At 38.9% G+C, this 21,045-nt stretch carries 23 protein-coding genes and 1 pseudogene; 1 reads left to right on the top strand and 23 read right to left on the bottom strand.

Going from position 1 to position 21,045, the window contains the following annotated elements:
- Nucleotides 1-53 precede the first annotated feature (53 nt).
- The 18 genes from N4G44_RS22935 to N4G44_RS22850 all read right to left on the bottom strand — a co-directional run bounded on the left by N4G44_RS22935 (nt 54) and on the right by N4G44_RS22850 (nt 16,104).
- Complete coding sequence (locus N4G44_RS22935) at nt 54-1,433, bottom strand: NADH-quinone oxidoreductase subunit N (RefSeq protein ID WP_474930052.1); 1,380 nt, start codon at nt 1,431-1,433, stop codon at nt 54-56.
- A 137-nt stretch (nt 1,434-1,570) separates the two neighbouring features.
- Nucleotides 1,571-3,064, bottom strand: coding sequence for a complex I subunit 4 family protein (locus N4G44_RS22930; protein ID WP_474930051.1), 1,494 nt, complete (start codon nt 3,062-3,064; stop codon nt 1,571-1,573).
- On the bottom strand, nt 3,064-4,977 hold the full coding sequence (gene nuoL, locus N4G44_RS22925) for an NADH-quinone oxidoreductase subunit L (RefSeq protein WP_474930050.1): 1,914 nt from the start codon (nt 4,975-4,977) through the stop codon (nt 3,064-3,066). The genes N4G44_RS22930 and nuoL overlap by 1 nt, the downstream gene beginning before the upstream one ends.
- Nucleotides 4,978-4,980: 3 nt before the next feature.
- Nucleotides 4,981-5,310 (bottom strand): NADH-quinone oxidoreductase subunit NuoK, encoded by a 330-nt coding sequence (nuoK, locus tag N4G44_RS22920; protein WP_034703571.1) that lies wholly within the window; start codon nt 5,308-5,310, stop codon nt 4,981-4,983.
- A 4-nt stretch (nt 5,311-5,314) separates the two neighbouring features.
- Entirely contained in the window at nt 5,315-5,812 is a 498-nt protein-coding gene (locus tag N4G44_RS22915) for an NADH-quinone oxidoreductase subunit J family protein (RefSeq protein WP_040996952.1), read from the bottom strand.
- Nucleotides 5,812-6,369, bottom strand: coding sequence for a NuoI/complex I 23 kDa subunit family protein (locus N4G44_RS22910; protein ID WP_040996950.1), 558 nt, complete (start codon nt 6,367-6,369; stop codon nt 5,812-5,814). Before N4G44_RS22910 ends, N4G44_RS22915 begins: the two co-directional genes overlap by 1 nt.
- Nucleotides 6,370-6,497: 128 nt before the next feature.
- Nucleotides 6,498-7,562 carry an NADH-quinone oxidoreductase subunit NuoH gene (gene nuoH / locus N4G44_RS22905; RefSeq protein WP_040996947.1) on the bottom strand — a complete coding sequence of 355 codons (1,065 nt, stop codon included), beginning with the start codon at nt 7,560-7,562 and terminating at the stop codon, nt 6,498-6,500.
- 81 nt (nt 7,563-7,643) lie between these two features.
- Complete coding sequence (locus N4G44_RS22900; protein WP_474930049.1) at nt 7,644-8,642, bottom strand: NADH-quinone oxidoreductase subunit G; 999 nt, start codon at nt 8,640-8,642, stop codon at nt 7,644-7,646.
- Nucleotides 8,643-8,685: 43 nt separating this feature from the next.
- A complete protein-coding gene (locus N4G44_RS22895; RefSeq protein ID WP_474930048.1) occupies nt 8,686-9,324 on the bottom strand; it encodes a hypothetical protein in 639 nt (212 codons plus the stop codon).
- Between the two features lie 103 nt (nt 9,325-9,427).
- Complete coding sequence (locus N4G44_RS22890) at nt 9,428-9,562, bottom strand: hypothetical protein (protein WP_474930047.1); 135 nt, start codon at nt 9,560-9,562, stop codon at nt 9,428-9,430.
- 7 nt (nt 9,563-9,569) lie between these two features.
- On the bottom strand, nt 9,570-10,928 hold the full coding sequence (gene nuoF, locus N4G44_RS22885; protein WP_073066261.1) for an NADH-quinone oxidoreductase subunit NuoF: 1,359 nt from the start codon (nt 10,926-10,928) through the stop codon (nt 9,570-9,572).
- Nucleotides 10,929-11,029: 101 nt separating this feature from the next.
- Nucleotides 11,030-11,539 carry an NADH-quinone oxidoreductase subunit NuoE family protein gene (locus N4G44_RS22880; protein WP_040996940.1) on the bottom strand — a complete coding sequence of 170 codons (510 nt, stop codon included), beginning with the start codon at nt 11,537-11,539 and terminating at the stop codon, nt 11,030-11,032.
- Between the two features lie 103 nt (nt 11,540-11,642).
- On the bottom strand, nt 11,643-12,866 hold the full coding sequence (nuoD, locus tag N4G44_RS22875) for an NADH dehydrogenase (quinone) subunit D (protein ID WP_040996938.1): 1,224 nt from the start codon (nt 12,864-12,866) through the stop codon (nt 11,643-11,645).
- 74 nt (nt 12,867-12,940) lie between these two features.
- Complete coding sequence (locus N4G44_RS22870) at nt 12,941-13,435, bottom strand: NADH-quinone oxidoreductase subunit C (protein WP_040996936.1); 495 nt, start codon at nt 13,433-13,435, stop codon at nt 12,941-12,943.
- 5 nt (nt 13,436-13,440) lie between these two features.
- The gene (locus tag N4G44_RS22865) at nt 13,441-14,001 is read right to left on the bottom strand and encodes an NADH-quinone oxidoreductase subunit B (RefSeq protein ID WP_034712360.1); all 561 of its coding nucleotides are present in this window, start codon (nt 13,999-14,001) and stop codon (nt 13,441-13,443) included.
- Between the two features lie 104 nt (nt 14,002-14,105).
- On the bottom strand, nt 14,106-14,477 hold the full coding sequence (locus N4G44_RS22860) for an NADH-quinone oxidoreductase subunit A (RefSeq protein WP_040996932.1): 372 nt from the start codon (nt 14,475-14,477) through the stop codon (nt 14,106-14,108).
- A 121-nt stretch (nt 14,478-14,598) separates the two neighbouring features.
- Nucleotides 14,599-14,775 (bottom strand): FeoB-associated Cys-rich membrane protein, encoded by a 177-nt coding sequence (locus N4G44_RS22855; protein WP_474930046.1) that lies wholly within the window; start codon nt 14,773-14,775, stop codon nt 14,599-14,601.
- Nucleotides 14,776-14,967: 192 nt separating this feature from the next.
- Complete coding sequence (locus tag N4G44_RS22850) at nt 14,968-16,104, bottom strand: GTP cyclohydrolase (RefSeq protein WP_474930045.1); 1,137 nt, start codon at nt 16,102-16,104, stop codon at nt 14,968-14,970.
- A 106-nt stretch (nt 16,105-16,210) separates the two neighbouring features.
- On the opposite strand from N4G44_RS22850, the gene N4G44_RS22845 reads away from it, so the two are divergent.
- Entirely contained in the window at nt 16,211-16,921 is a 711-nt protein-coding gene (locus N4G44_RS22845; RefSeq protein ID WP_474930044.1) for a zinc metallopeptidase, read from the top strand.
- On the opposite strand, the gene N4G44_RS22840 is transcribed toward N4G44_RS22845, so the two are convergent.
- The 5 genes and pseudogenes from N4G44_RS22840 to N4G44_RS22820 form a co-directional block, all read right to left on the bottom strand.
- Nucleotides 16,918-17,523, bottom strand: a complete 606-nt coding sequence (locus N4G44_RS22840; RefSeq protein WP_474930043.1) for an IMPACT family protein — start codon at nt 17,521-17,523, stop codon at nt 16,918-16,920. The two genes, N4G44_RS22845 and N4G44_RS22840, sit on opposite strands and share 4 nt — an antisense overlap.
- A gap of 111 nt (nt 17,524-17,634) precedes the next feature.
- Nucleotides 17,635-17,811 carry a bacteriocin-like protein gene (locus N4G44_RS22835; RefSeq protein WP_474930042.1) on the bottom strand — a complete coding sequence of 59 codons (177 nt, stop codon included), beginning with the start codon at nt 17,809-17,811 and terminating at the stop codon, nt 17,635-17,637.
- 28 nt (nt 17,812-17,839) lie between these two features.
- The gene (locus N4G44_RS22830; RefSeq protein ID WP_474930041.1) at nt 17,840-18,001 is read right to left on the bottom strand and encodes a bacteriocin-like protein; all 162 of its coding nucleotides are present in this window, start codon (nt 17,999-18,001) and stop codon (nt 17,840-17,842) included.
- Between the two features lie 83 nt (nt 18,002-18,084).
- A pseudogene (gene ribD / locus N4G44_RS22825) lies at nt 18,085-19,121 on the bottom strand (bifunctional diaminohydroxyphosphoribosylaminopyrimidine deaminase/5-amino-6-(5-phosphoribosylamino)uracil reductase RibD).
- A gap of 62 nt (nt 19,122-19,183) precedes the next feature.
- Entirely contained in the window at nt 19,184-20,986 is a 1,803-nt protein-coding gene (locus tag N4G44_RS22820) for a DUF349 domain-containing protein (RefSeq protein WP_474930040.1), read from the bottom strand.
- Nucleotides 20,987-21,045: the final 59 nt, after the last annotated feature.

Here is a 21,045-nt window from a genome sequence, read left to right as displayed (position 1 = left end):
ACAAAAAAGCACAACCGAAAAGTTGTGCTTCTGTATATTTTTATATTAGTACTTTATAATCCGAACTGTCTTGCAAACAGATCCGGGAAAATTCCCAGAATGATGATAGATGCTATAACAAATACGGCTACAATATTGTAAGTAAGGGTTACTTTTTCTGAAGATTTGAATGTAGATTCCTTAAAGAAGAACATCGCAATAATCAGTCTTAAGTAATAGGCAATGGAAAGGGCAGAACCCAGTACTGCGATGAGTACAAGGAAAGCCGCACCGTTCATGGCCTGGGAGAATAAAGCAAATTTCCCCATAAATCCGGCTGTTAAAGGAACTCCAGCCATTGAAAGCATAGAGATTGCTGCAGCTGTGGCCAATAGAGGCTCAGTTTTAGCCAATCCTTTGAAAGCTCCGAAAGAAGTTTCTCTCTTTAGTTTTTCTACCCAGATCAGGCACATGAAAACTCCTACTGTAGATAACGAGTAAGCAAACAGGTAAAATGCCAGGTTATAGGTAGAAAGGCTTGTCATTCCGAAGAAAACCAGCCCGATATACCCTGCATGGGATACTGAAGAGTAAGCGAGCATTCTTTTTGCGTTGGTTTGGGCAAGACCCATAACGTTCGCTAAAAGTAAAGTAATGATCAGGAATACTCCAAGTACATTGATCCATTCGTGGGTAACTCCGGTAAAGCCTATTGTCATCAGTCTGAAAAGAGCAAAGAATCCTGAGATTTTTACCACACTGGCCATGAATGCTGTAATTAATGAAGGTGAACCTGCATATACATCAGGACTCCACATGTGGAAAGGAGCTAAAGCTACTTTGAATGCCAGCGCACAAAGGATCAGTAAAACCCCTAAGATAAACATTACATCTGTAGAATGGGCCAATCCAAAATCGTGGATTTTATAAAGGTCAAAGCTTCCTGCACTTCCATAGATAAATGCAATCCCGAACAGTAAGAAACCTGTCGCGAAGGCCCCCATTAAGAAATATTTGATCGAAGCTTCGTTTGATCTTAAATCAGTTTTGTTGGCACCAGCCATTACATACAAAGGAATGGAAAGGATTTCTACCCCTAAGAAAAGGGTTACCAGATTCTGGAATCCGAAAAGAATAATTCCTCCGCATAGTGCAAAAAGCATCAGCGCGTATAGTTCCGACTGGTGGCTTCTGTGATTGCTGAATGCAAAACCTCCCAGAAAAAATAACAATAATGTCGTTACAATTGATATTTTAGTGAATAACGCTGTATTGGCAGTATAGTCATACATGTGCCTGTACTGTTCGAAGAACGCACATTCCGGCATGAAACTTACCCATAACGCGATGATTAATCCCAAAATCCCAATGTATCTTGCGAATTTCCCATGTTCAAAAACTCCTGAAAATAACGCAACAACTGCCGTTAGGAAAACAATAATTAAAACACTCATAATTTATATTTGAGATTTTGAGTTTAAAGTTTAAGGTTTAAAGTCTGACGTAAAAATTTTACTTCTAAGCTCTATTTCTCTTGTCTTTTAACCTTTTTTAATCTCCTAATTTTTTAATTTTTAAATCTTTTAATTTTTTAATTGGCCATTGCCGTATAGATAAACGTCAACGAACTATTCACCATATCGATTATCGGCTGCGGGAAAATACCAAATACAATTACAAAAACCGCTAAACTTGCCAATACGGAGAATTCTACAGCAGAAAGGTCTTTTACTGTGCTTAAAACAGCTTCGTCTCCTTCTCCGAACATTGCTTTTCCGTAGAATCTCAATAAATATACAGCAGCAAGGATTACCGTAAGACCTGCAATTACTGCTGCAAGGCCATTAAAATCATATACGGATTTCAACAGGATAAATTCCCCGATGAATCCATTGGTTAACGGAACTCCCATTGAACCTAAGATAATGATCAGGAACAATACAGCAAATTTAGGGGCTACTTTCGCCAGACCTCCCATCTGTCTGATGTCTCTTGATTTAAATCTCTTGTATAAAATATCGCAGCAGTAAAATAATCCAACGACGTTGATACCGTGAGCAAAAGTCTGAACCAAAGCCCCCTCAGCACCTTCAATGTTAAATGTACCTCTTAAAGTGATTACTGCGGAAGAGAAGATCCCTGCTACCATCAATCCTACGTGAGAGAAAGATGAATAAGCAATGATTCTTTTCATATCTGTCTGGATAATTGCAATCAGCGCACCGTGAACAATTCCTATGATAGCAAGGATAATAACAATCTGTCCTGAAATTCCCGCGATAGGAATTGGAGTGATCGGAAGTAAATAACGCAATACCCCGTATACAGCCATTTTCAGCATGATCCCTGATAAAAGCATGGATCCCTGAGTAGGAGAGTAAGTATAGGTGTCCGGCTGCCATGTATGGAAAGGGAATACCGGTAATTTCACTGCAAATGCAAAGAAAATAAACCAGAATACCACCGTCTGCTGTACTTCGTTAAGGTCGGCATTGTAAAGATCTGTTAAAGCGAATGATGCAGAGTGGTTGTACACATAGATCAATCCGGCTAACATAAATAATGATCCGACGAATGTATATACGAAGAATTTTGTAGTGAATTCGAATCTTTTGTTTTCCTGGCCCCAAAGTCCGGCAATGAACCAGATCGGGATCAAGGTTACTTCCCAGAAAATGTAGAACAGCAATCCGTCAAGGGATGTGAAAACTCCTACAAGACCGAACTGCATCAGCAGAATCAGACCGTAGAATGTATTTCTGTAGCTTACATTTTCGTTGAAAGATGATAAAATAATGATCGGCGTAAGAATATTGGTCAAAATTAAAAGCAGCAAGCTCATCCCGTCTATCCCGAAATGAAGTGAACTTTTAATGAACTGTGACCAAGGGTAATTGATCTCGTGCTGCAATACACTGTCTACCGTCGGATTAAAATTAAAATCCGCTGCGATGTAAAAAGTAATAAGCATTTGGACCAACGCAATTCCCAGCGCCAGATATTTGCTGGATTTATCTTTCCATGCAAAAACTAATCCCGAACCTACTAGAGGTAATAGTAATAATGTTAATAATAAACCAGACATTATTGTAATATAAAGTTAACAATCAGTATAATTCCCACCGCTAAAGACATGATAAGAATATAGGTCTCCACATTTCCGTTCTGGATACGCTTCATGGCTTTTCCGCTGTCTTCAGCACCTTCGCCCACGAAGTCTACAAAACGGTCCAGGATTCCTTTATCAAACATCTTTCCTCCGCGTCCTAATCCTTCAACAGTTTTTACAATCAATGCATTGTAAAGTTCGTCTACATATAGTTTTTTAGCAGAAAGCTTTTCCCATCCGGTATAGTTTTCTTCTGCAAGAGCCATTTTTTTCTTCTTCACGTAAGTATTTTTTACAACAAACCAAACGGTGAAGAACATAAGAACTGTAGCTCCCAACAGGATCATTTCAGTACCAAACGGAACTCCTGAAAGGGTAGCTTCCATCTGGCTGAAGCTTTGCTCGGTAAGAACCGGCTTCAACCATTCCATTAATTTTGCATAATGACCATGTCCGATGAAGTGAGGAAGGTTGATGAAACCTCCAAGTACGGAAAGGACAGCCAGTACGATCAACGGAAGCGTCATATTAGACGGGCTTTCGTGTAAATGGTGTTTTTGTTCTTCCGTACCTCTGAATTCCCCGTGGAAAGTCAGGTAATACAGTCTGAACATATAGGTTGCAGTGATTGCCGCTAAAACAAATAAGATTACCCAGTAAATCGGGTTTTTAGCGAAAGCTGCTACTAAAATTTCGTCTTTTGAGATCATTCCCGATAATAAAGGGAAACCTGAGATCGCCAATGTTCCGATAAGGAAAGTTGCGTGTGTAACTGGAATGTACTTTTTAAGCCCTCCCATGAAACGCATGTCCTGCTCGTTGCTCATCGCGTGAATTACAGAACCTGCTCCCAGGAACAATAATGCTTTGAAGAAAGCATGCGTCATTACGTGGAACATCGCTGTTGTATAAGCTCCCAACCCTAAAGCAATGAACATAAATCCAAGCTGTGAAACGGTAGAGTAGGCCAATACTTTTTTGATATCGTTCTGACGAAGCGCATAGAAACCTGCCAAAGCTGCCGTCAGGAATCCGATGAATAAAATTCCTCCCTGAACTGTAGGTGCCAAAGTAAATAAGAAGTTTGATCTTACTACCAGATAAATACCTGCTGTTACCATCGTTGCCGCGTGAATTAATGCAGAAACCGGAGTAGGCCCGGCCATTGCATCCGGTAACCATGTATATAAAGGAACCTGAGCCGATTTACCGGTTGCCCCGATAAATAAACTCGCTGTAATAAAGATAATTACTGTTCCGTCCAATTCAAATTTTGAAGCGTTCTGTGCTACTGTAAGGTAATCTACAGCATTGGTTTGCGCAGCGATCATAAAGATACCGATCAATAACGCAAGGTCACCAATTCTGTTCATGATGAAAGCTTTTCTTGCTGCTTTACCATATTCTTCGTTGGTATACCAGAATCCGATCAACAGGTAAGAACAAAGTCCTACGCCTTCCCATCCGATGAACAGGATCAGGTAGTTGCTTCCCATTACCAAAAGTAACATGGAGAAGATGAAAAGATTCAGATAAGTAAAGAACTTATAGAAACCTTTGTCGTGGCTCATATATCCGATAGAGTACAGGTGGATCAAAGATCCGATCCCTGTAATGATCATTACCATCATCAAAGAAAGCTGATCGATCTGGAATCCTACATTAATCTGGACCCCGTTTACTGTAAACCACTCAAATGCTTTTACGATAACCGGCTGGCTTTCAGAATTCATATTCATGAAAATGCTTACCGCGATACAGAAAGATCCGAAAACCATAGCTGTAGCCAGAGAGCCTACAAATATTTTTGGAAGATTTTTCCCGAATAAACCGTTAATAAGAAACCCTAAAAGTGGTAAAAGTACTATTGCATACACTAAATTTTCCATTCCTTATCCTCTTAATTTATTAAATATACTTACATCTACAGAACGGGTATTTCTATACAACATAGCAATAATTGCCAGACCTACCGCTACTTCAGCGGCGGCTACCACCATAATGAAGAAAACTAAAAGCTGTCCGTCTCCGTTTCCTTTGTACGCTGAAAAAGCAGCTAATAAAAGGTTTACAGAATTCAGCATAAGCTCTACACAGCCCAAGATAACAATAGCGTTTTTTCTCAACAATACTCCCAACACTCCCAAACAGAACAATACTGAAGAAAGAATGATGAAATAATTCAGAGGGACGCTTTGTATAAATGTATTTACTTCTCCCATAATTTTATAAATCTTTTTTACCGATTAATACCGCACCTACAATACCTGCCAAAATTAGGATGGATGCAAGCTCAAACGGCAAAACATATTCGTTAAACAAAAGTCTTCCCAGATTTTTCGTAAGGCCCACACCTCTGTCAACATTTTCAACAACAATGTGGTTGTCCTGAACGCCCCTGAAAACACCTAAAACTCCAATTAATAAAAGACCGGCAGTAAAAACCCCGACAAATTTTAAAGTATTGCCCTTCTTACTTTCGTCTTCTTTATTAAGGTTAAGCATCATCAGAATATAAAGGAATAGTACCATGATGGCACCGGCGTATACTATAATCTGGATAATCGCAAGGAATTGTGCATTCAGAAGGATGTACATGCCCGCAATGGAAAACATCGTAACAATTAATGACAAAACAGCATAAAGAGGATTTCTTGCAAACACAAAGTAAACCGCACTTGCCACTGCTAAAAACGCCACCAAGAAAAATAAAATCTGATCCATTATTTTACCGCATTTTTTTGTTTCTCGGACTGTCTTGTCGTAATGTCAATCCTTTCATTTATTTTTTCAACCAACTTATCTTTTCCGTAGATGAAAGAACCTCTGTTGGTTTCCACATCCACCAGTCTGTCTGTAAGATAGATCGCAGATTTCGGACAGGCTTCTTCACACATACCGCAGAAAATACATCTCAGCATATTGATTTCATATACTGATGCATATTTTTCTTCTCTGTAAAGCCCTTTTTCCTCCTTCGTTCTCTCTGCAGCTGTCATCGTAATGGCTTCTGCAGGACAGGCTACGGCACAAAGTCCGCAGGCTGTACATCTTTCTCTGCCTTCTTCGTCTCTTTTCAGAACGTGCTGGCCTCTCCAGATGGTAGTTCTCGGCTTTTGTACCTCAGGATACGAATATACTGCGGGAGCCCCTTTTATCACGGTTCTTACAGCATGCTTGAATGTAATCCCCATTCCTGTAAAGATAGCAGGAAGGTAGATTTTTTCAGCAAGGGTCATTTCTTTATTGGAAACAACTTTTGATCTGTTCGTAAGTTTCATTTAATTATAGATGTTAGATGTTAGACATTAGATTTTAGACTAATCTTGCCTGTTATCTTAATTTTTAATATTTAATTCACACAAACCTTATAGATTTTTAAAACCTATAAGGTTTAGATACGGTTTAATTAATTTCCAAACGCTAAAATTACAGCACCTGTAATTAATAAGTTTACCAATGCCATTGGAATTAAAGTTTTCCAACCTAAGTGCATTAATTGGTCATATCTAAATCTTGGAAGCGTCCATCTGATCCACATGAAGATCAGAATTCCGATTACCGTTTTGGTTAAAAATGCTACGATACTCAAAATTCCTGCTGCGTTTTCGCCCCAGTTCTGAGTAACCCATTCAATTCCCGGATAGTTGTACCCTCCGAAGAAAAGAACCACCATGAAAGCATTTGAGATAAACATGTTTACGTACTCACCGAACATGTATAAACCTAGCTTCATGGAAGAATATTCCGTAGAGTATCCTGTTACAAGCTCAGATTCACATTCTGGTAAATCGAAAGGGTGTCTGTTGGTTTCTGCCAAAGCAGCAGTAAAGAATACCAGGAAAGCAATCGGCTGGTAGAAAATATTCCAGTTCAGTCCGGAAACCCATGGAATAACTCCCCAAAGTTTTCCTGTTGTCTGGCTTTCAGTAATTTCTTTTAAATCTAAGCTTCCTGTCATCATAATGATAGAAAGTAGTGCTAATCCCATCGCCAATTCGTAAGAAATCATCTGTGAAGAAGCACGGATAGCACCTAATAATGAATATTTGTTGTTCGAAGCCCAACCTCCGATCATGATTCCGTATACACCAATTGAGGCCATTCCGATGATGAAAAGTACACCAACGTCGATGTTGGCAACCTGAAGATCAAAAGAAGTACCTGCAATATTTAAACTTTTACCCCAGGGAATAACTGCCCCTGTGATCAGTGAAATAAACATTACCAATGCCGGTCCCAATACGAAAAGGAATTTTTCTGCATTGGCAGGTGTAAAATCTTCTTTAAAGAAAAACTTTCCACCGTCAGCAAGAGGCTGAAGCAATCCGAATGGTCCTGCTCTGTTGGGACCAATTCTATCCTGCATGATAGATGCTACTTTTCTTTCTGCCCAGGTAGAGTAGGCTGCGATCGTAAGAGACAGCAGGAAAAGTGCCAGTACAAGTATAAGTTTAAATGTTAGTAAATCCATTTTTTATTTAGATTTTAAGATGTCAGATGCTAGATATCAGATGGTCTGAAGTCTGAGGTCTGAAATCTGATGTCTTATTAATTATTTTTCGTCTTTTTCACTGATTTCTTTCGCCATAGGATTGTCTAATACTCTTAGCTCGTCTTTTGGCTTTTCGTAGTGGTTCAATGAAATTACTGAATGTCTGTCGATATGTCTAGGACCTTCAATGTTCCAGTCAGAAAGTTCTTTTCTTTCGAATCGGCAAGTGTCGCAGATGAATTCTTCCACTTCTCCCCATTGGTCTTTTCTGGCCGTTACTCTTATGATTTCATCACCTTTCATCCAAACTACGGCTTTTCCTGAACATTTATCACATTTGCAGGTAGCATTCATTGGTTTTGTGAACCATACTCTGCTTGCGAAACGGGAAGTTCTGTCGGTTAAGGCTCCCACCGGACAAACATCAATAATGTTTCCGATGAAGTCGTTATCTAAAGCTTTATTTAAATAGGTAGAAATTTCAGCATGGTCTCCTCTGAAAAGAATTCCGTGTTCTCTTTCTCCGGTTAACTGGTTCGCAGCCAATACGCATCTTGCACAAAGAATACAACGGTTCATATTCAGCTTGATATTCGGACCAAGATCGTCTGCTTCGTATGTATTTCTTTCAAATTCGGTTCTGGTCTCAAGGTTTCCGTGCTCATAGCCAAGATCCTGAAGGTGGCATTCACCGGCCTGATCACAGATAGGGCAGTCCAGCGGGTGGTTGACCAACAGGAATTCGGTAACGGCTTTTCTTCCTTCCTGAGCTTTTTCAGAAGTAAGATTTTTCACTTCCATACCATCCATTACGTTAGTTCTGCAACTAGCGACTAATTTAGGCATAGGACGCGGATCTGCTTCGGATCCTTTCGAAACTTCGACCAAGCAAGTTCTACATCTCCCTCCACTGGTTTCCAATTTGCTGTAATAGCACATTGCAGGAGGTACAGATTTTCCACCGATTTGTCTGGCAGCTTCCAAAATAGAAGTTCCAGGCAAAACTTCAGTAGTCTGTCCGTCTATAGTTATTTTGAATTTTTTAACCTCTTCGCTCATATTCTATGCTTTCGCTTATGCTTTTAAGGCGTTAAGCTCTATTTTAATTATACTTCTTCGTGTTAAATGTATATCCGATGCCTGCAAGGACCTGTCCGAAAACAAAATCCTGACGAGCTTTATCCGGCTTATTATTTAATGTAGTCTTGATATCCCACATATTGATATATCCGGCTTTAGCCTCTGCCCTGATCATCCAGTTTTTCCAGAAAACCATGTTAAGGCTGGTTCTAAGATCGGTTCCCATACCTGCTACGTGAAAACGGTCGCTTCTTTCATTTCCAAAAAGTTTGATGTTACTTTTAGGAAACATCACCCCGATTCCTGCTCCATAAGACCATACCAGATCTATATTTTTCTTATGAACAAGGTTCCTGTATTTCTCAAGACCTAAATTCTCATAATTCAATCCATCCGTATGCTCGAAAGTAAGAAACTGTTCATCAGCTAAATTTACCTGACCGTTCTGTACCATTGCTGCATATTTCGGATCTGAAATTGTACCTGAAAAATCAACCGTCTGGTTTTGTTTCATTACATATTTCATATGGTCAATTCCAAGAACCAGAGCTAAATTATCTTTAATAAAATATCCTATTCTGAAATTATATTGCGTTACTGTAAACCAACTTGGATCAAAATAAACAATCCCAAATTTTGTAGGTTTATCTCTTGCAGACACATTACTCAACTGAAAATCATAACCATTTCCTGTAAAGTGAATATCAGAATTACTGAACGCTCCTCTGTTCCATCCAAAAAAACGAACATCTGACCTTTTTTGCTCAAAGGATTGGGTTTCTGTTTCTTCTCTTTTTTGGAGCTACCTCCAATTTATATTCTTTGTCTAATGTATCCTGTTTTATTTGCCCAAAAGCAAACCCCGACATCATTAAGCCGACAACCAATAACTTCTTCATTTTTTAGCTATGCATTTTTTTCAACAGCCGGAATAGGGTCAGCATAATTAGCTAATCCATAATTTTGTGTCTGAGACAGCTCAGGGTTTTTAATGTGCCACTCGAATTCATCTCTGAAGTGACGGATTGCTGCTGCAACCGGCCATGCTGCTGCATCTCCCAACGGACAAATCGTGTTTCCTTCGATCTTTCTCTGGATATCCCAAAGTAGATCAATATCTTCCATTTTTCCTTCTCCTTTCTCGATTTTCTTTAAAATCTTATACATCCATCCCGTTCCTTCACGGCAAGGAGTACATTGTCCACAACTTTCGTGATTATAGAATCTCGCTAAAGTCATAGTATGCTCCACGATACACTGATCTTCATCCAATACGATGAAACCTCCTGAACCCATCATGGTTCCGGTAGCAAAACCACCATCTGCCAATGATTCGTAGTTCATATATCTTGGCTCTCCGTTCACGGTTCTAAGCAATAAATTGGCCGGAACAATAGGAACAGAACTTCCTCCAGGAATACAAGCTTTTAATCTTTTACCGTCTTTAATACCGCCGCAATATTCATCAGAGTAGATGAATTCTTCAACAGTGATGGTCATATCGATTTCGTAAACTCCTGGTTTATTGATATTTCCGCAAGCGGAAATCAGTTTCGTACCTGTAGATCTTCCAACCCCAATTTTAGCATATTCAGCTCCTGTGATATCAATAATCGGAACGATAGCTGCAATAGATTCAACATTGTTAACTACCGTTGGTCTTTCCCAAAGTCCTTTCACAGCCGGGAATGGCGGTTTTAGTCTCGGGTTTCCTCTTTTTCCTTCAAGGGATTCAAGTAATGCCGTTTCTTCACCACAGATGTAAGCTCCACCACCTCTCTGAACATAAATTTCCAAATCGAAACCTGTTCCCAGGATGTTTTTACCTAAAAATCCTGCTGCTTTGGCTTCTTCAATAGCTTCTTCAAGAATATCGGGAATCCATGAATATTCTCCACGAATGTAGATATAAGAAGTGTTTGATCCTAAGCAGTAAGATGAAATAAGCATTCCCTCAATTAACAAATGAGGAAGGAATTCCATTAAATATCTGTCTTTGAACGTTCCGGGCTCAGATTCATCGGCATTGACCACAAGGTGTCTTGGAACACCCTCCGGTTTAGCCAGGAAACTCCATTTCATCCCTGTCGGGAATCCGGCTCCACCACGACCACGAAGTCCGGAAGCTTTTACTTCTTCAAGGATTTCATCGGGTGTCATTTTCAAGGCTTTTTCAGCTGCAGTGTATCCTCCCTGTTTGCGGTAAGTTTCAAAGTAGCGAATGCCTTCTATATGTGCGTCTTTAAGTAAAAGTTTTTTACTCATTGTTATTTGCTTCTTGCAATTGGCTTCTGGCTTCTTGCATTAATTATTATTAAACTTTAGTGAATAATTTAAAATCTAAAATTTAGAATTTAAAATTTCTATTAATCTAAAGCAACCTGTCCCTGTCTGCAAAGATCAAGGATTTCGTCCACTTTTTCTATCGTTAAATTTTCATGAAAGAATTTTCCAAGCTGCATCATTGGTGCATATCCGCAGGCTCCAAGACATTCAGCAGGTTTTAAGGTAAACATACCGTCTTCGGTGGTTTCCCCGTCCTTAATGTTCAGTTTGGTTCTGATATGATCAAGGATTTTTTCGCTTCCGCACACCATACAAGGTCCCGTTCGGCATACTTCCAAAACATATTTACCAACCGGTTTCATATTGAACATGGTATAAAAAGTAGCTACTTCATATACTTCAATTGGCTTGATACTTAATAATTCAGCAACATAATCCATCACAGGAACGTCTAACCATCCTCCGAATTCTTTCTGTGCTAAGTGAAGTACAGGAAGAAGAGCAGACTTTTGTCTTCCTTCGGGATATCTTGCGATAATTTTGTGTACCTGTTCTAAACTTTCCGGTTTAAAAGCTATTGTTTCGCTCATTTTATTGAATGTATTATTGTACAATGTACAATGTACTAATGACTTATTTATTTTAATCACTGTAAAATCATAAATACATTTTACAATGATACTTTTTACAATTTTATGCGTCTAATTCTCCCGCAATGATATTCATACTACACATGGTAACGATCGCATCTGAAATTACAGAACCTGTGATCATTTCAGGATAAGCCTGGTAGTAGATGAAGCATGGTCTTCTGAAGTGAAGTCTGTAAGGGCTTCTTCCTCCGTCGCTCACCAGATAGAATCCTAATTCTCCGTTTCCTCCTTCTACAGCATGGTAAACTTCTCCTTTAGGTACATCTGTTTCTCCCATTACAATCTTGAAGTGGTAGATCAGAGCTTCCATTTTCTGATATACATCTGCCTTTTCAGGAAGGTAGAAATCCGGAACATCCGCGTGGAACGGTCCTTCAGGAAGGTTTTCGTATGCTTGTTTGATAATTTTAATAGATTCCCAGATTTCCTGCTGACGGACCATGAAACGGTCGTAGGTGTCACCTGCAGTTCCTACCGGAATAATGAAGTCGAAGTCTTCATAAGAAGAATAAGGCTGTGCAACTCTTACGTCGTAATCTACACCAGATGCACGTAAGTTCGGACCTGTGAAACCATAGCTTAAAGCTCTTTCTGCAGAAATTGCTCCTGCTCCGATGGTTCTGTCCATGAAAATTCTGTTTCTTTCCAATAACGTACAGAATTCTTTGAATCTTGGCGGGAAAGTTTTAAGGAAATCCTTTAACAGCTCATGGAATTTTGGAGTGAAATCTCTTTCAAAACCTCCGATTCTTCCCATATTAGTCGTCATTCTCGCTCCGCAGATCTGCTCGTACATATCATAAATACGTTCTCTTTCGATGAACATGTAGGTAAGACCTGTAATGGCTCCTGAATCCATCCCGGTTACCCCGTTACAGATCAGGTGATCACCGATTCTTGCCAGCTCCATTAAAATAACACGCATATAATCTACACGCTTCGGAACTTTAACACCGATGAGCTTTTCAACTGTCATATGCCAACCTAAATTGTTGATGGGTGCAGAACAGTAATTCATACGGTCGGTAAGGGTAGTGATCTGAGAATAATTTCTTCTTTCGGAAATTTTTTCAAACGCTCTGTGGATGTATCCTACGGTTTGCTCTGCGTGAAGGATTCTTTCTCCATCCATCGTTAAGATGTTCTGGAAGATTCCGTGAGTTGCCGGGTGGGTAGGTCCTAAATTGAGGGTGTAAAGCTGCCCGTCAATCTGCTCCTTACTTTCGTATTGGTTAAGTATATTAGATAATGAGTTATCTTTCATAATTTAAATGCTTTAGGCTTTAGGCACTAGGCTTTAAGCTTACTGCTTATTGCTTATTGCTTACTGCATTATTTTTATCTTCCGAACATATCATCGTTCTTATCTGTTCTGGTACCGTCTTCAAGTCGGTATTCCTTCAGCATCGGATGGTACCCGAGGTCTTCCATATTCAGGATAGGTCTCAGATCAGGATGTCCTTTAAATTTAATTCCGTAGAAATCATAGGTTTCTCTTTCCATCCAGTTGGCTCCTGCAAATAATTCCACAAGGGAGTCTACTTCAATGTTTTCTCTGGACATAAAGATTTTCAGACGTAATCTGAAATTGTCCATCATATTATGAAGATGATAGATGACACCAATTTCCTTGTCCGGAAATTCAGGATAGTGAATCCCGCAGATATCGGTAAGAAAATTGAATCCTAGCGATGAATCTCTCAGATAGTGAATGATCTTTTTAATATCATCTTTTTTCACCTCAATCGTTAGCATTCCATAAGGTTCTGAGCTTGAAATGACAGATTCCGGAAATTCTCTTGTGATTGCTTCTAATACAAATTCGTTTGTCATTTCCGTTAGTTGCTTATGTTGTAAGAATCTAATAGTTTCTGGTATTCAGGCATATCTCTTCTTCTGATGCTTTCGCTTTCTGCAAGGGCCTGAACCTGCATTACCCCTTCGATGATCTGTTCCGGTCTCGGAGGGCATCCCGGAACGTATACGTCAACCGGAATAATTTTATCAATTCCCTGTAATACAGAGTATGTGTCAAAAATACCACCGCTGGAAGCGCAGGCTCCAACAGCAACCACCCATTTTGGCTCGGCCATCTGAGTGTAAACTTCTTTCAGGACGGGTCCTAACTTTTTGGATATGGTTCCGCAAACCATCAGCATATCTGCCTGTCTTGGTGAGAAAGAGTTTCTTTCCATACCAAATCTTGAAGCATCATAGGTAGGGTTCAGGGTAGCCATAAACTCGATACCACAACAAGAGGTTGCAAAAGGCAACGGCCAAAGTGAAAACTTTCTTGCCATCCCGATTACACTGCTCAGTTTCGTTGCGAAAAACCCTTCTCCTTCAAATCCTTCCGGAGCAGGTGCATCTGTTCTTATTACTGGTTTTTTATCTGACATCTTGTAGATGATTTTAGATTTTAAATTTTAGATTTTAAATTAACTTCTCATTGGTTTAATTCAAAATCCCCATCTAAAATTTTGATTTAAAATTTATAATTTCTCTATTTGTCCCAATCCAATGCACCACGTTTCCAAACATAGAAAAACGCCATGAAGAAAATTGCGACGAATGTAAGTACGGCCAGGAATCCTTCCATTCCGAATTCTCTGAAATTAACCGCATACGGGTAAAAAAATACGATTTCAATATCGAATAGCACGAATAATACCGCAGTCAGGAAGTATTTAATGGAGAACGGCGTTCTCGCATTTCCTTCTACAGGAACTCCACATTCCCAGCTTTGGTTTTTTACAGAATTTCCTTTCTTCTGTTTTGGTCCCAGAAAATGGGCTCCAAGCAAAGAAACAGCTACGAATGCCACAGCTACACCTGCTTGAATTAGAATTGGAATATAACTTTCAGGTAAATTCATTTTTGCATTATTATCTCAATTTGCAAATTTAGCGAATAAACAAGAAAGCATGAAATTAATCAGCTTAAAAGTGGGATGAAAATAGGGAAAAGTGGTAATTTAGAATCAATAAAAATAGCATTTATTTCTTCATTTTTTTGAGGAGAGAATAGGCCATGAACGCTATATATCCAAAAAGTATGCTGGCAAGTATGATATTAACAATGGTATTCATCCTGTCGTCCTCGATACGGAAGAAGAAGTTGTAAGCAATGAATATGGCAATAAGAACAGCAAAGACAATGAGGTGTGGTTTCATGGGATGGATGTTGTTGGGTTCGGGTTTGTGATGCGGGTTTTCGTGATGCGTGATACGGGTTTTGGGTTGTGAAGCTTAGGGAGTGTAGATGGTTTGAAATTTCCAGGTTGTAAAGTTTGAGTTATTAGTTTCAGATATAAAATAAGTCACTAATAACCCATCACTTATTACCCATTGCTCATTACTCATTACTCATTGCTCATTACCTATAGTCATGGAGTATGTTCTTCTTCTCTTATGGTTCACCGGATTATAATCCTGCCACAGAAGCTGAACACTTTTGTTTTCTTCCAGCTCAGGATTGGTTTCTGCAAACTGAATTCCCATACTGGTAAAACGTACAAAAATTTCTTTGAATATAATGGCAGTCACACCACGTCTCTGGTATTCAGGGTGGATTCCTATCAGATAAAAATTAGCCCGGTCGTTTTTCTTTCCTGCCTGTAAAAAATGCCACCATCCGAACGGAAATAGTTTTCCTTTTGACTTTTGTAAGGCTTTGGAATAGGAAGGCATTGTAATGGCAAAGGAAATCAGTTCATTATTTTCGTCTACCACACAGATCACGTAGTTTTTGTCTATAAAAGGGAAATATTTTTCTTTATAGGTTTGTATCTGTTCGTCCGAAATAGGAGTGTAGGTTGAAAGATGCTTATAAGTTTCATCAAGCAGTTTAAACATAGGCTCTACAAACGGTAGAATTTCCTGTTTTGATTTGAAATTGAGAACTTTAAGCTTGTATTTCTGAGCGATCAGTCCACTGAATTTTTCTACTTTTTCAGGAAGGGATTTCGGAAAGTTCATTTCATATTCTACCCATTCCTTTTCTTTGGTCATTCCAAGGTCTTCCAGGTGCTTAGGGTAATATTCATGGTTATAGATTCCGATCATGGTAGCTAATTTGTCGAAGCCCATCGTGAGCATTCCGGCCTTATCAAGATTGGTAAAGCCCATTGGCCCTTCGATCTTGTCTATGTTGTTTTCTTTGGCATAATCTATGGCTTTTTGAATCAACGCTTCAGAAACTTCTTTATCATCAATAAAATCGATCCATCCGAAACGGACTTTTCTGATGCCCAGTTCCTTTTCTTCTTTATGGTTGATGATTACTGCGATTCTTCCAACTACTTTATTGTCTTTCAGTGCAAGATATTGTTTCGATTTTGAATAATGCAGTGCCGGATTTTCCTTTTCGTCCCAGATTTTGAATTCGTCTTTAATAAAGGAAGGGACATAATAAGGATTGTTTTTATAAAGATCCATTGGAAACCTTACGAATTTTTTTAATTCATCTTGGTTTTTCACTTCAATAACTGAAACTTTAGACATAGTTTAGAGGGTAATTAAAGAGCAAATATAGATAATAAAATGTAATACTTTGGCACAGTTTTTACATCATTATGATTAAAATTTTAAACACAAAAATCTATATAAAATGATGGGTTATTATATCATTATCGGTATTTCAATGCTGGTGAGCTGGTGGGTTTCGTCGAGATTGAAATCGAAATTTGAATATTATTCCAATGTACATCTCAGAAACGGCCTTTCCGGGAAAGAAGTGGCAGAAAAAATGCTTAGAGATAACGGGATCAATGATGTACAGGTAATTTCTGTTCCCGGTCAGCTGACGGATCATTATAACCCGGCAGATAAAACAGTTAATCTTTCAGAAGGAGTCTATATGCAGAGAAATGCTGCGGCTGCGGCTGTAGCAGCACACGAATGCGGACATGCAGTGCAGCATGCGGTGGGATATTCAATGCTTAATCTACGTTCAAAACTCGTTCCTGTTGTTAATATAAGTTCTAATTTAATGCAGTTTGTCCTTATTGCCGGTATCGCAATTATGGCAGCAACGAGATCTATTGATAACCCAAACGGTAATACTACGGTTCTGGCGATAGGAGTGGCGATGTTTGCAATGACAACGCTTTTTGCTTTTGTGACACTTCCGGTGGAATATGATGCAAGTAACAGGGCCATGAAATGGCTTAAGGATACAGGAACGGTTACTCAGGAAGAATTTGTCGGGGTTCAGGACAGTCTGAAATGGGCGGCAAGAACATACGTTGTTGCGGCTATCGGATCTCTGGCGCAGCTTTTATACTGGGGATCTCTACTGCTGGGGAGCAGAAGGGACTAATCTGTAAATTCAAATGAAACATACTGCATCTCGGATAATTTATCTGAGATGCTTTCTTTTTGGGCTAATTTTAAAGAAGCTGTGAGAATGCAGTTTTCATTGGCATCAAAATTCAGAACCTTGGCATCAAATTTCGAAAGCAGGGTGAAAATGGTATTCTGCTGATTAAAGTTAAACCGAATTTCAATTTCCGTTTCAAGTTCCCGGGTGATAATACGGGCTTCTTCCAACGTAATCTTGGCGCATTCTTTATACGCTTTTACCAATCCCGAAACGCCAAGCTTTGTGCCACCATAATATCGGACAGAAATGACCAGAACATTCGTTATTTCGTGGGCCAGAAGCTGATTGTAGATGGGAAGGCCTGCACTTCCTGATGGTTCTCCATCATCATTAGCCCGGTAATTTTCTCCCTCCAGACCCATTCTGAAAGCATAGCAGTGGTGGGTAGCTTTAGGATGCTCCGCTCTGATTTTATCTAATGCAGCTTTCAGTTCCTTTTCATTATTAACAGGGAAGGCAAATCCGATGAACTTGCTTCCTTTTTCTTTTAATAAGGTATTTTCTATGGGTTTTTCTATGGTTTTGTATTCAAACGTCATTCCGGCCGGCTTTATCAATGCAAAAGTATAAAATACGGCATAAGTTACGCAATCATAAATAAAGAAGCTATCAAATTTTGACGGCTTCTTTTATTTTTATAACAAATCTTTCTATGATCCGCAATAATCCAATGGAAGCAGACATATGTAGTTTGTAGGAACACAGAAGTCCTCAGGACATTTATCTCTGCATCTTGTGGCTTCTCCGGTAGGAAGTGTGCAGTTTACAAATGCTCCGCCAGTGATGCTTTTCAGGCCGACTCTTGAAATTCTCTTTAGATTTTTCATATTGGTTTCTTTAGCGATTATTTTATTATTATGAACAAATAACATCTCCTCCGCCACCGCCAGAATTTCTCCAGTAGCATGTTCTTGTATTGGGAGGGCATCCATAAATAACAACACAGTCTTCTAATTTGATCAAACCTCCTTTAATTGATCTTAGATTTTCTCTCGAAATTTTCTTTAGATTTTTCATTTAATGATAATTTAGATTCATATTTATTAATTCACCATTAAGTTAGTTATTAAACATGAATATTCAAGAAAAATTTTATTATGTTAAATAATTTGATCGTTGATATGATAAAAAGAAACTGTATTATCTCTAAATGTTTTAATCTCGTATGGCTTTACATCCAGCTTGGGTGCTTTGGTGCCATTCTTAAGTTGAAGCCCTTCATTTCTGATAACGATAGCTTCGTCCCAAAGCCCATTATTAATAAACTGCTGTAGGGTATAGCTGCCACCTTCTATGATGACCGACTGTATCTGCTCTTTATACAGCGCATCCATCAGACTGTTAAGGGAATTTTCTTTTTCAATCTTGATGAACTTGATACGGTTTTCGGTTCCTTCTTTCTTACTGTTTATTACTAAAGTCGGAGCTTCGTTGTTATAAATTTTAAAATTTTCTGGAACTTTCAGATCGGGATCAATAAGGATTCTGACGGGATTTATTCCTTCAGCATTTCTCACTGTCAGGCTGGGGTTGTCATTTAAAGCAGTTTGTGTTCCTACTAAAATGGCATGTTCGTCGGCTCTTAACTGATGTACAAACTGATTGACGAGTGAATTTGAAATAGTGGTAGGCTGGAAATCCTTATCTAAAAAGCCATCTTCCGATTCTGCCCATTTTAAAATGATGTAAGGTCTTTTCTTTTCGTGATAGGTAAAGAATCTTTTATTCAGCTCAATGCATTCCTTTTCAAGTATTCCGGAAACGACTTCAATACCCGCGTCCTGGATGATTTTTTTCCCTTTCCATTTACTTTATCATGGGAATCCATAGCACCAATGACTACTTTTTTAAAGCCAAGCTCCTTAATTTTTAAAGCACAGGGTGGAGTTTTTCCATAATGGGCACATGGCTCAAGAGAAACATAAATTGTGGATTCCGGGATAAGTTCCTTGTTTTCTACTGAATTGATAGCGTTGATTTCAGCATGATTTTCCCCGGCTTTATGATGGTAGCCTTCCCCGATAATTTTTCCTTCATGGACAATCACGCTGCCTACGAGAGGGTTGGGGTATGTTTTGCCAAGGGCTTTTTGAGCCAGCTCAATGCATCTTTTTATGTATAATTCGTCTGTATTCATAAGGTAAAAAGAAAAAGCGAAGACAAATTTCTTTGCTCCGCCTTTTTATATTGTTTCATCAATTAATCTCCGGTAATGATATTGTGAAGATTCTGTTTTAAGGTTTCCAGATGAGCCTTCTTCTCGTCGATTGTATTGAATGTATCTTTCAGAAGAGGATTGTCTCTTGACGGCTTGTTGAAGAATGCAAGGTTGTTTTCCAGCTTTACAATTTCAGCTTCAAGGTCAGAAATCTGGCTCTTGATCTTTCTTGCTTTATCTGTAAGCTGATTTTCTGTTAATCCTTCTTCTTTCAGCTCAAGCTCATTGATCTTATTCAGCTTCAGTTTTTCTCTTAAAGCTCTGTTGAATTCAGTGTTGATGGAGATTTTGTCTCTCGGTACTTTACCAATATTGTTCCATGCGGTTTTTATGGCTTCTATTCTTTCAATACTGCCTTCTTCGTTGGAAACGGTCTTCAGATCTTCAAGGATTTCTTTTTTCTGCTTGTAATTTTCCTTCCAGTTGTCGTTGGAAGCATTATTTTTCTCTCTGTAATTATTGAAAAATGTGTTACAGGCATCACGGAATTCATCCCAGATTTTATTGGTCATGCTTTTTGGAACATGTCCGATTTTTTTCCAGTCTTCCTGAAGTTTTTTAAACAAAGGAACGGCAATATCCCATTCTTCACTGTTCATGTTATCCTGTGCAGTCTGGATCAGTTTTAATTTTTCGTCCAGATTGGCCTGCTGGGAACCTTTCAGGGATTTATAATAATTGTTTTTTGTTGTATTGAAACCTCTGAGTGTGGTTTTGAAATCATTCCAGTTCTGGTTGGACAGTTTTCTAGGAACGCTTCCTGTTTTTAAGAATTCCGTACGGAGATCTTCCACTCTCTTGATTGCATTCTGCCAGTAACTGTGGTTTGGTGTTTCAGAAGGTTCGGACAGTTTTTTAATTTCTGCGATGATCTGGTTTTTCTTTTCGAGATTGCTGTTCTGTTCGCCTTCGATAGCTGCTGAAAGTTCAGATTTTCTTTCGTGGATCTTGTTGGAAATTTCTTTGAATTCTTCCCATGTTTTCTCGCGGAATTCTTCAGCTACAGGTTCAGCTTCTTCTTTCCATAGCTTATGAAGATACTGAAGTTCGTTCAGTGCTTTCTGGATCACAGGTTCATTTTCCAGTTCCTTGGCACGGGCAATGATATGCTGTCTTTTTTCCAGATTATGGCTGAATTCCTGTTCAAGAAATTCTTTATTCAGATCCAGCATCTGATAAAACTGATTCAGATGGTGGAAGTAGTTGTTATTAAGAATCTTAAATTCAGATTTTGCAACCTGGCCGGCTTTTGACCATTCTTCTTTGATCTCACGGATGGATTTAAAGAGGTTGGTTCCCGGTTCAGAATTGGTATAAAGGTTTTTAAGCCTTTCTATGATATTCTGACGGTGCTCAAGATTTTTCTTTTGCTCTTCGTCCTGGGATTTCTGGTAGCTGTCATGCTTTTCTCTGAAAATATTGATCAAAGCAGAAAGCCTGGACTGTGAAGGATGCTCGTAGCTGAAGTTTTCAGGGGCGTTTCCGCCTTCTGTATATTCATGCTTCTTGTCTTCCACTTCATCATGAATATAATGACTTGCTTTTTCTTTCAACTGGTTGAATCTTTTGAAATTTTCACCGGCATTAGGTGAGTTGATAATGGTTTCCATTTCTTTCAAAGCATCAGCCAGGGAGATATCTTCAACATGGTCTTCCTCTAAATGTTCTGCGTCATCCTGAGCGCTTTCAGTAGGAAATGCAGATGTTTGCGAGGTTTCTTCCGGAGATACTTCATTAGAATTTTTGTTTTCTTCGTTTTCAGAAAGATTGTTTTCTGTAGTCATAGCAAATCTTTTATGTGAGTGGCGTTAATATCCTTTTGTATATAGCTGTAAAGTCAATT

The sequence above is a fragment of the Chryseobacterium sp. GTID13 genome (assembly GCF_056172655.1).
This window is presented reverse-complemented; position numbering and strand designations above follow the sequence as displayed.

What these genes read in the sequence shown, in the direction of transcription:
- N4G44_RS22900 (WP_474930049.1), bottom strand. Translation starts at nt 8,642, where the DNA reads ATGAGCGAAGAGGTTAAAAAATTCAAAATAACTATAGACGGACAGACT.
- N4G44_RS22910 (WP_040996950.1), bottom strand. Translation starts at nt 6,369, where the DNA reads ATGAAACTTACGAACAGATCAAAAGTTGTTTCCAATAAAGAAATGACC.
- N4G44_RS22820 (WP_474930040.1), bottom strand. Translation starts at nt 20,986, where the DNA reads ATGACTACAGAAAACAATCTTTCTGAAAACGAAGAAAACAAAAATTCT.
- N4G44_RS22830 (WP_474930041.1), bottom strand. Translation starts at nt 18,001, where the DNA reads ATGAAAAATCTAAAGAAAATTTCGAGAGAAAATCTAAGATCAATTAAA.
- N4G44_RS22865 (WP_034712360.1), bottom strand. Translation starts at nt 14,001, where the DNA reads ATGTCAGATAAAAAACCAGTAATAAGAACAGATGCACCTGCTCCGGAA.
- N4G44_RS22835 (WP_474930042.1), bottom strand. Translation starts at nt 17,811, where the DNA reads ATGAAAAATCTAAAGAGAATTTCAAGAGTCGGCCTGAAAAGCATCACT.
- N4G44_RS22855 (WP_474930046.1), bottom strand. Translation starts at nt 14,775, where the DNA reads ATGAAACCACACCTCATTGTCTTTGCTGTTCTTATTGCCATATTCATT.
- N4G44_RS22930 (WP_474930051.1), bottom strand. Translation starts at nt 3,064, where the DNA reads ATGTCTGGTTTATTATTAACATTATTACTATTACCTCTAGTAGGTTCG.
- N4G44_RS22850 (WP_474930045.1), bottom strand. Translation starts at nt 16,104, where the DNA reads ATGTCTAAAGTTTCAGTTATTGAAGTGAAAAACCAAGATGAATTAAAA.
- nuoD (WP_040996938.1), bottom strand. Translation starts at nt 12,866, where the DNA reads ATGAAAGATAACTCATTATCTAATATACTTAACCAATACGAAAGTAAG.
- N4G44_RS22840 (WP_474930043.1), bottom strand. Translation starts at nt 17,523, where the DNA reads ATGACGTTTGAATACAAAACCATAGAAAAACCCATAGAAAATACCTTA.
- N4G44_RS22845 (WP_474930044.1), top strand. Translation starts at nt 16,211, where the DNA reads ATGATGGGTTATTATATCATTATCGGTATTTCAATGCTGGTGAGCTGG.
- N4G44_RS22915 (WP_040996952.1), bottom strand. Translation starts at nt 5,812, where the DNA reads ATGGATCAGATTTTATTTTTCTTGGTGGCGTTTTTAGCAGTGGCAAGT.
- nuoL (WP_474930050.1), bottom strand. Translation starts at nt 4,977, where the DNA reads ATGGAAAATTTAGTGTATGCAATAGTACTTTTACCACTTTTAGGGTTT.
- nuoF (WP_073066261.1), bottom strand. Translation starts at nt 10,928, where the DNA reads ATGAGTAAAAAACTTTTACTTAAAGACGCACATATAGAAGGCATTCGC.
- N4G44_RS22880 (WP_040996940.1), bottom strand. Translation starts at nt 11,539, where the DNA reads ATGAGCGAAACAATAGCTTTTAAACCGGAAAGTTTAGAACAGGTACAC.
- nuoK (WP_034703571.1), bottom strand. Translation starts at nt 5,310, where the DNA reads ATGGGAGAAGTAAATACATTTATACAAAGCGTCCCTCTGAATTATTTC.
- nuoH (WP_040996947.1), bottom strand. Translation starts at nt 7,562, where the DNA reads ATGGATTTACTAACATTTAAACTTATACTTGTACTGGCACTTTTCCTG.
- N4G44_RS22860 (WP_040996932.1), bottom strand. Translation starts at nt 14,477, where the DNA reads ATGAATTTACCTGAAAGTTATATTCCAATTCTAATTCAAGCAGGTGTA.
- N4G44_RS22935 (WP_474930052.1), bottom strand. Translation starts at nt 1,433, where the DNA reads ATGAGTGTTTTAATTATTGTTTTCCTAACGGCAGTTGTTGCGTTATTT.
- N4G44_RS22870 (WP_040996936.1), bottom strand. Translation starts at nt 13,435, where the DNA reads ATGACAAACGAATTTGTATTAGAAGCAATCACAAGAGAATTTCCGGAA.
- N4G44_RS22890 (WP_474930047.1), bottom strand. Translation starts at nt 9,562, where the DNA reads ATGAAGAAGTTATTGGTTGTCGGCTTAATGATGTCGGGGTTTGCTTTT.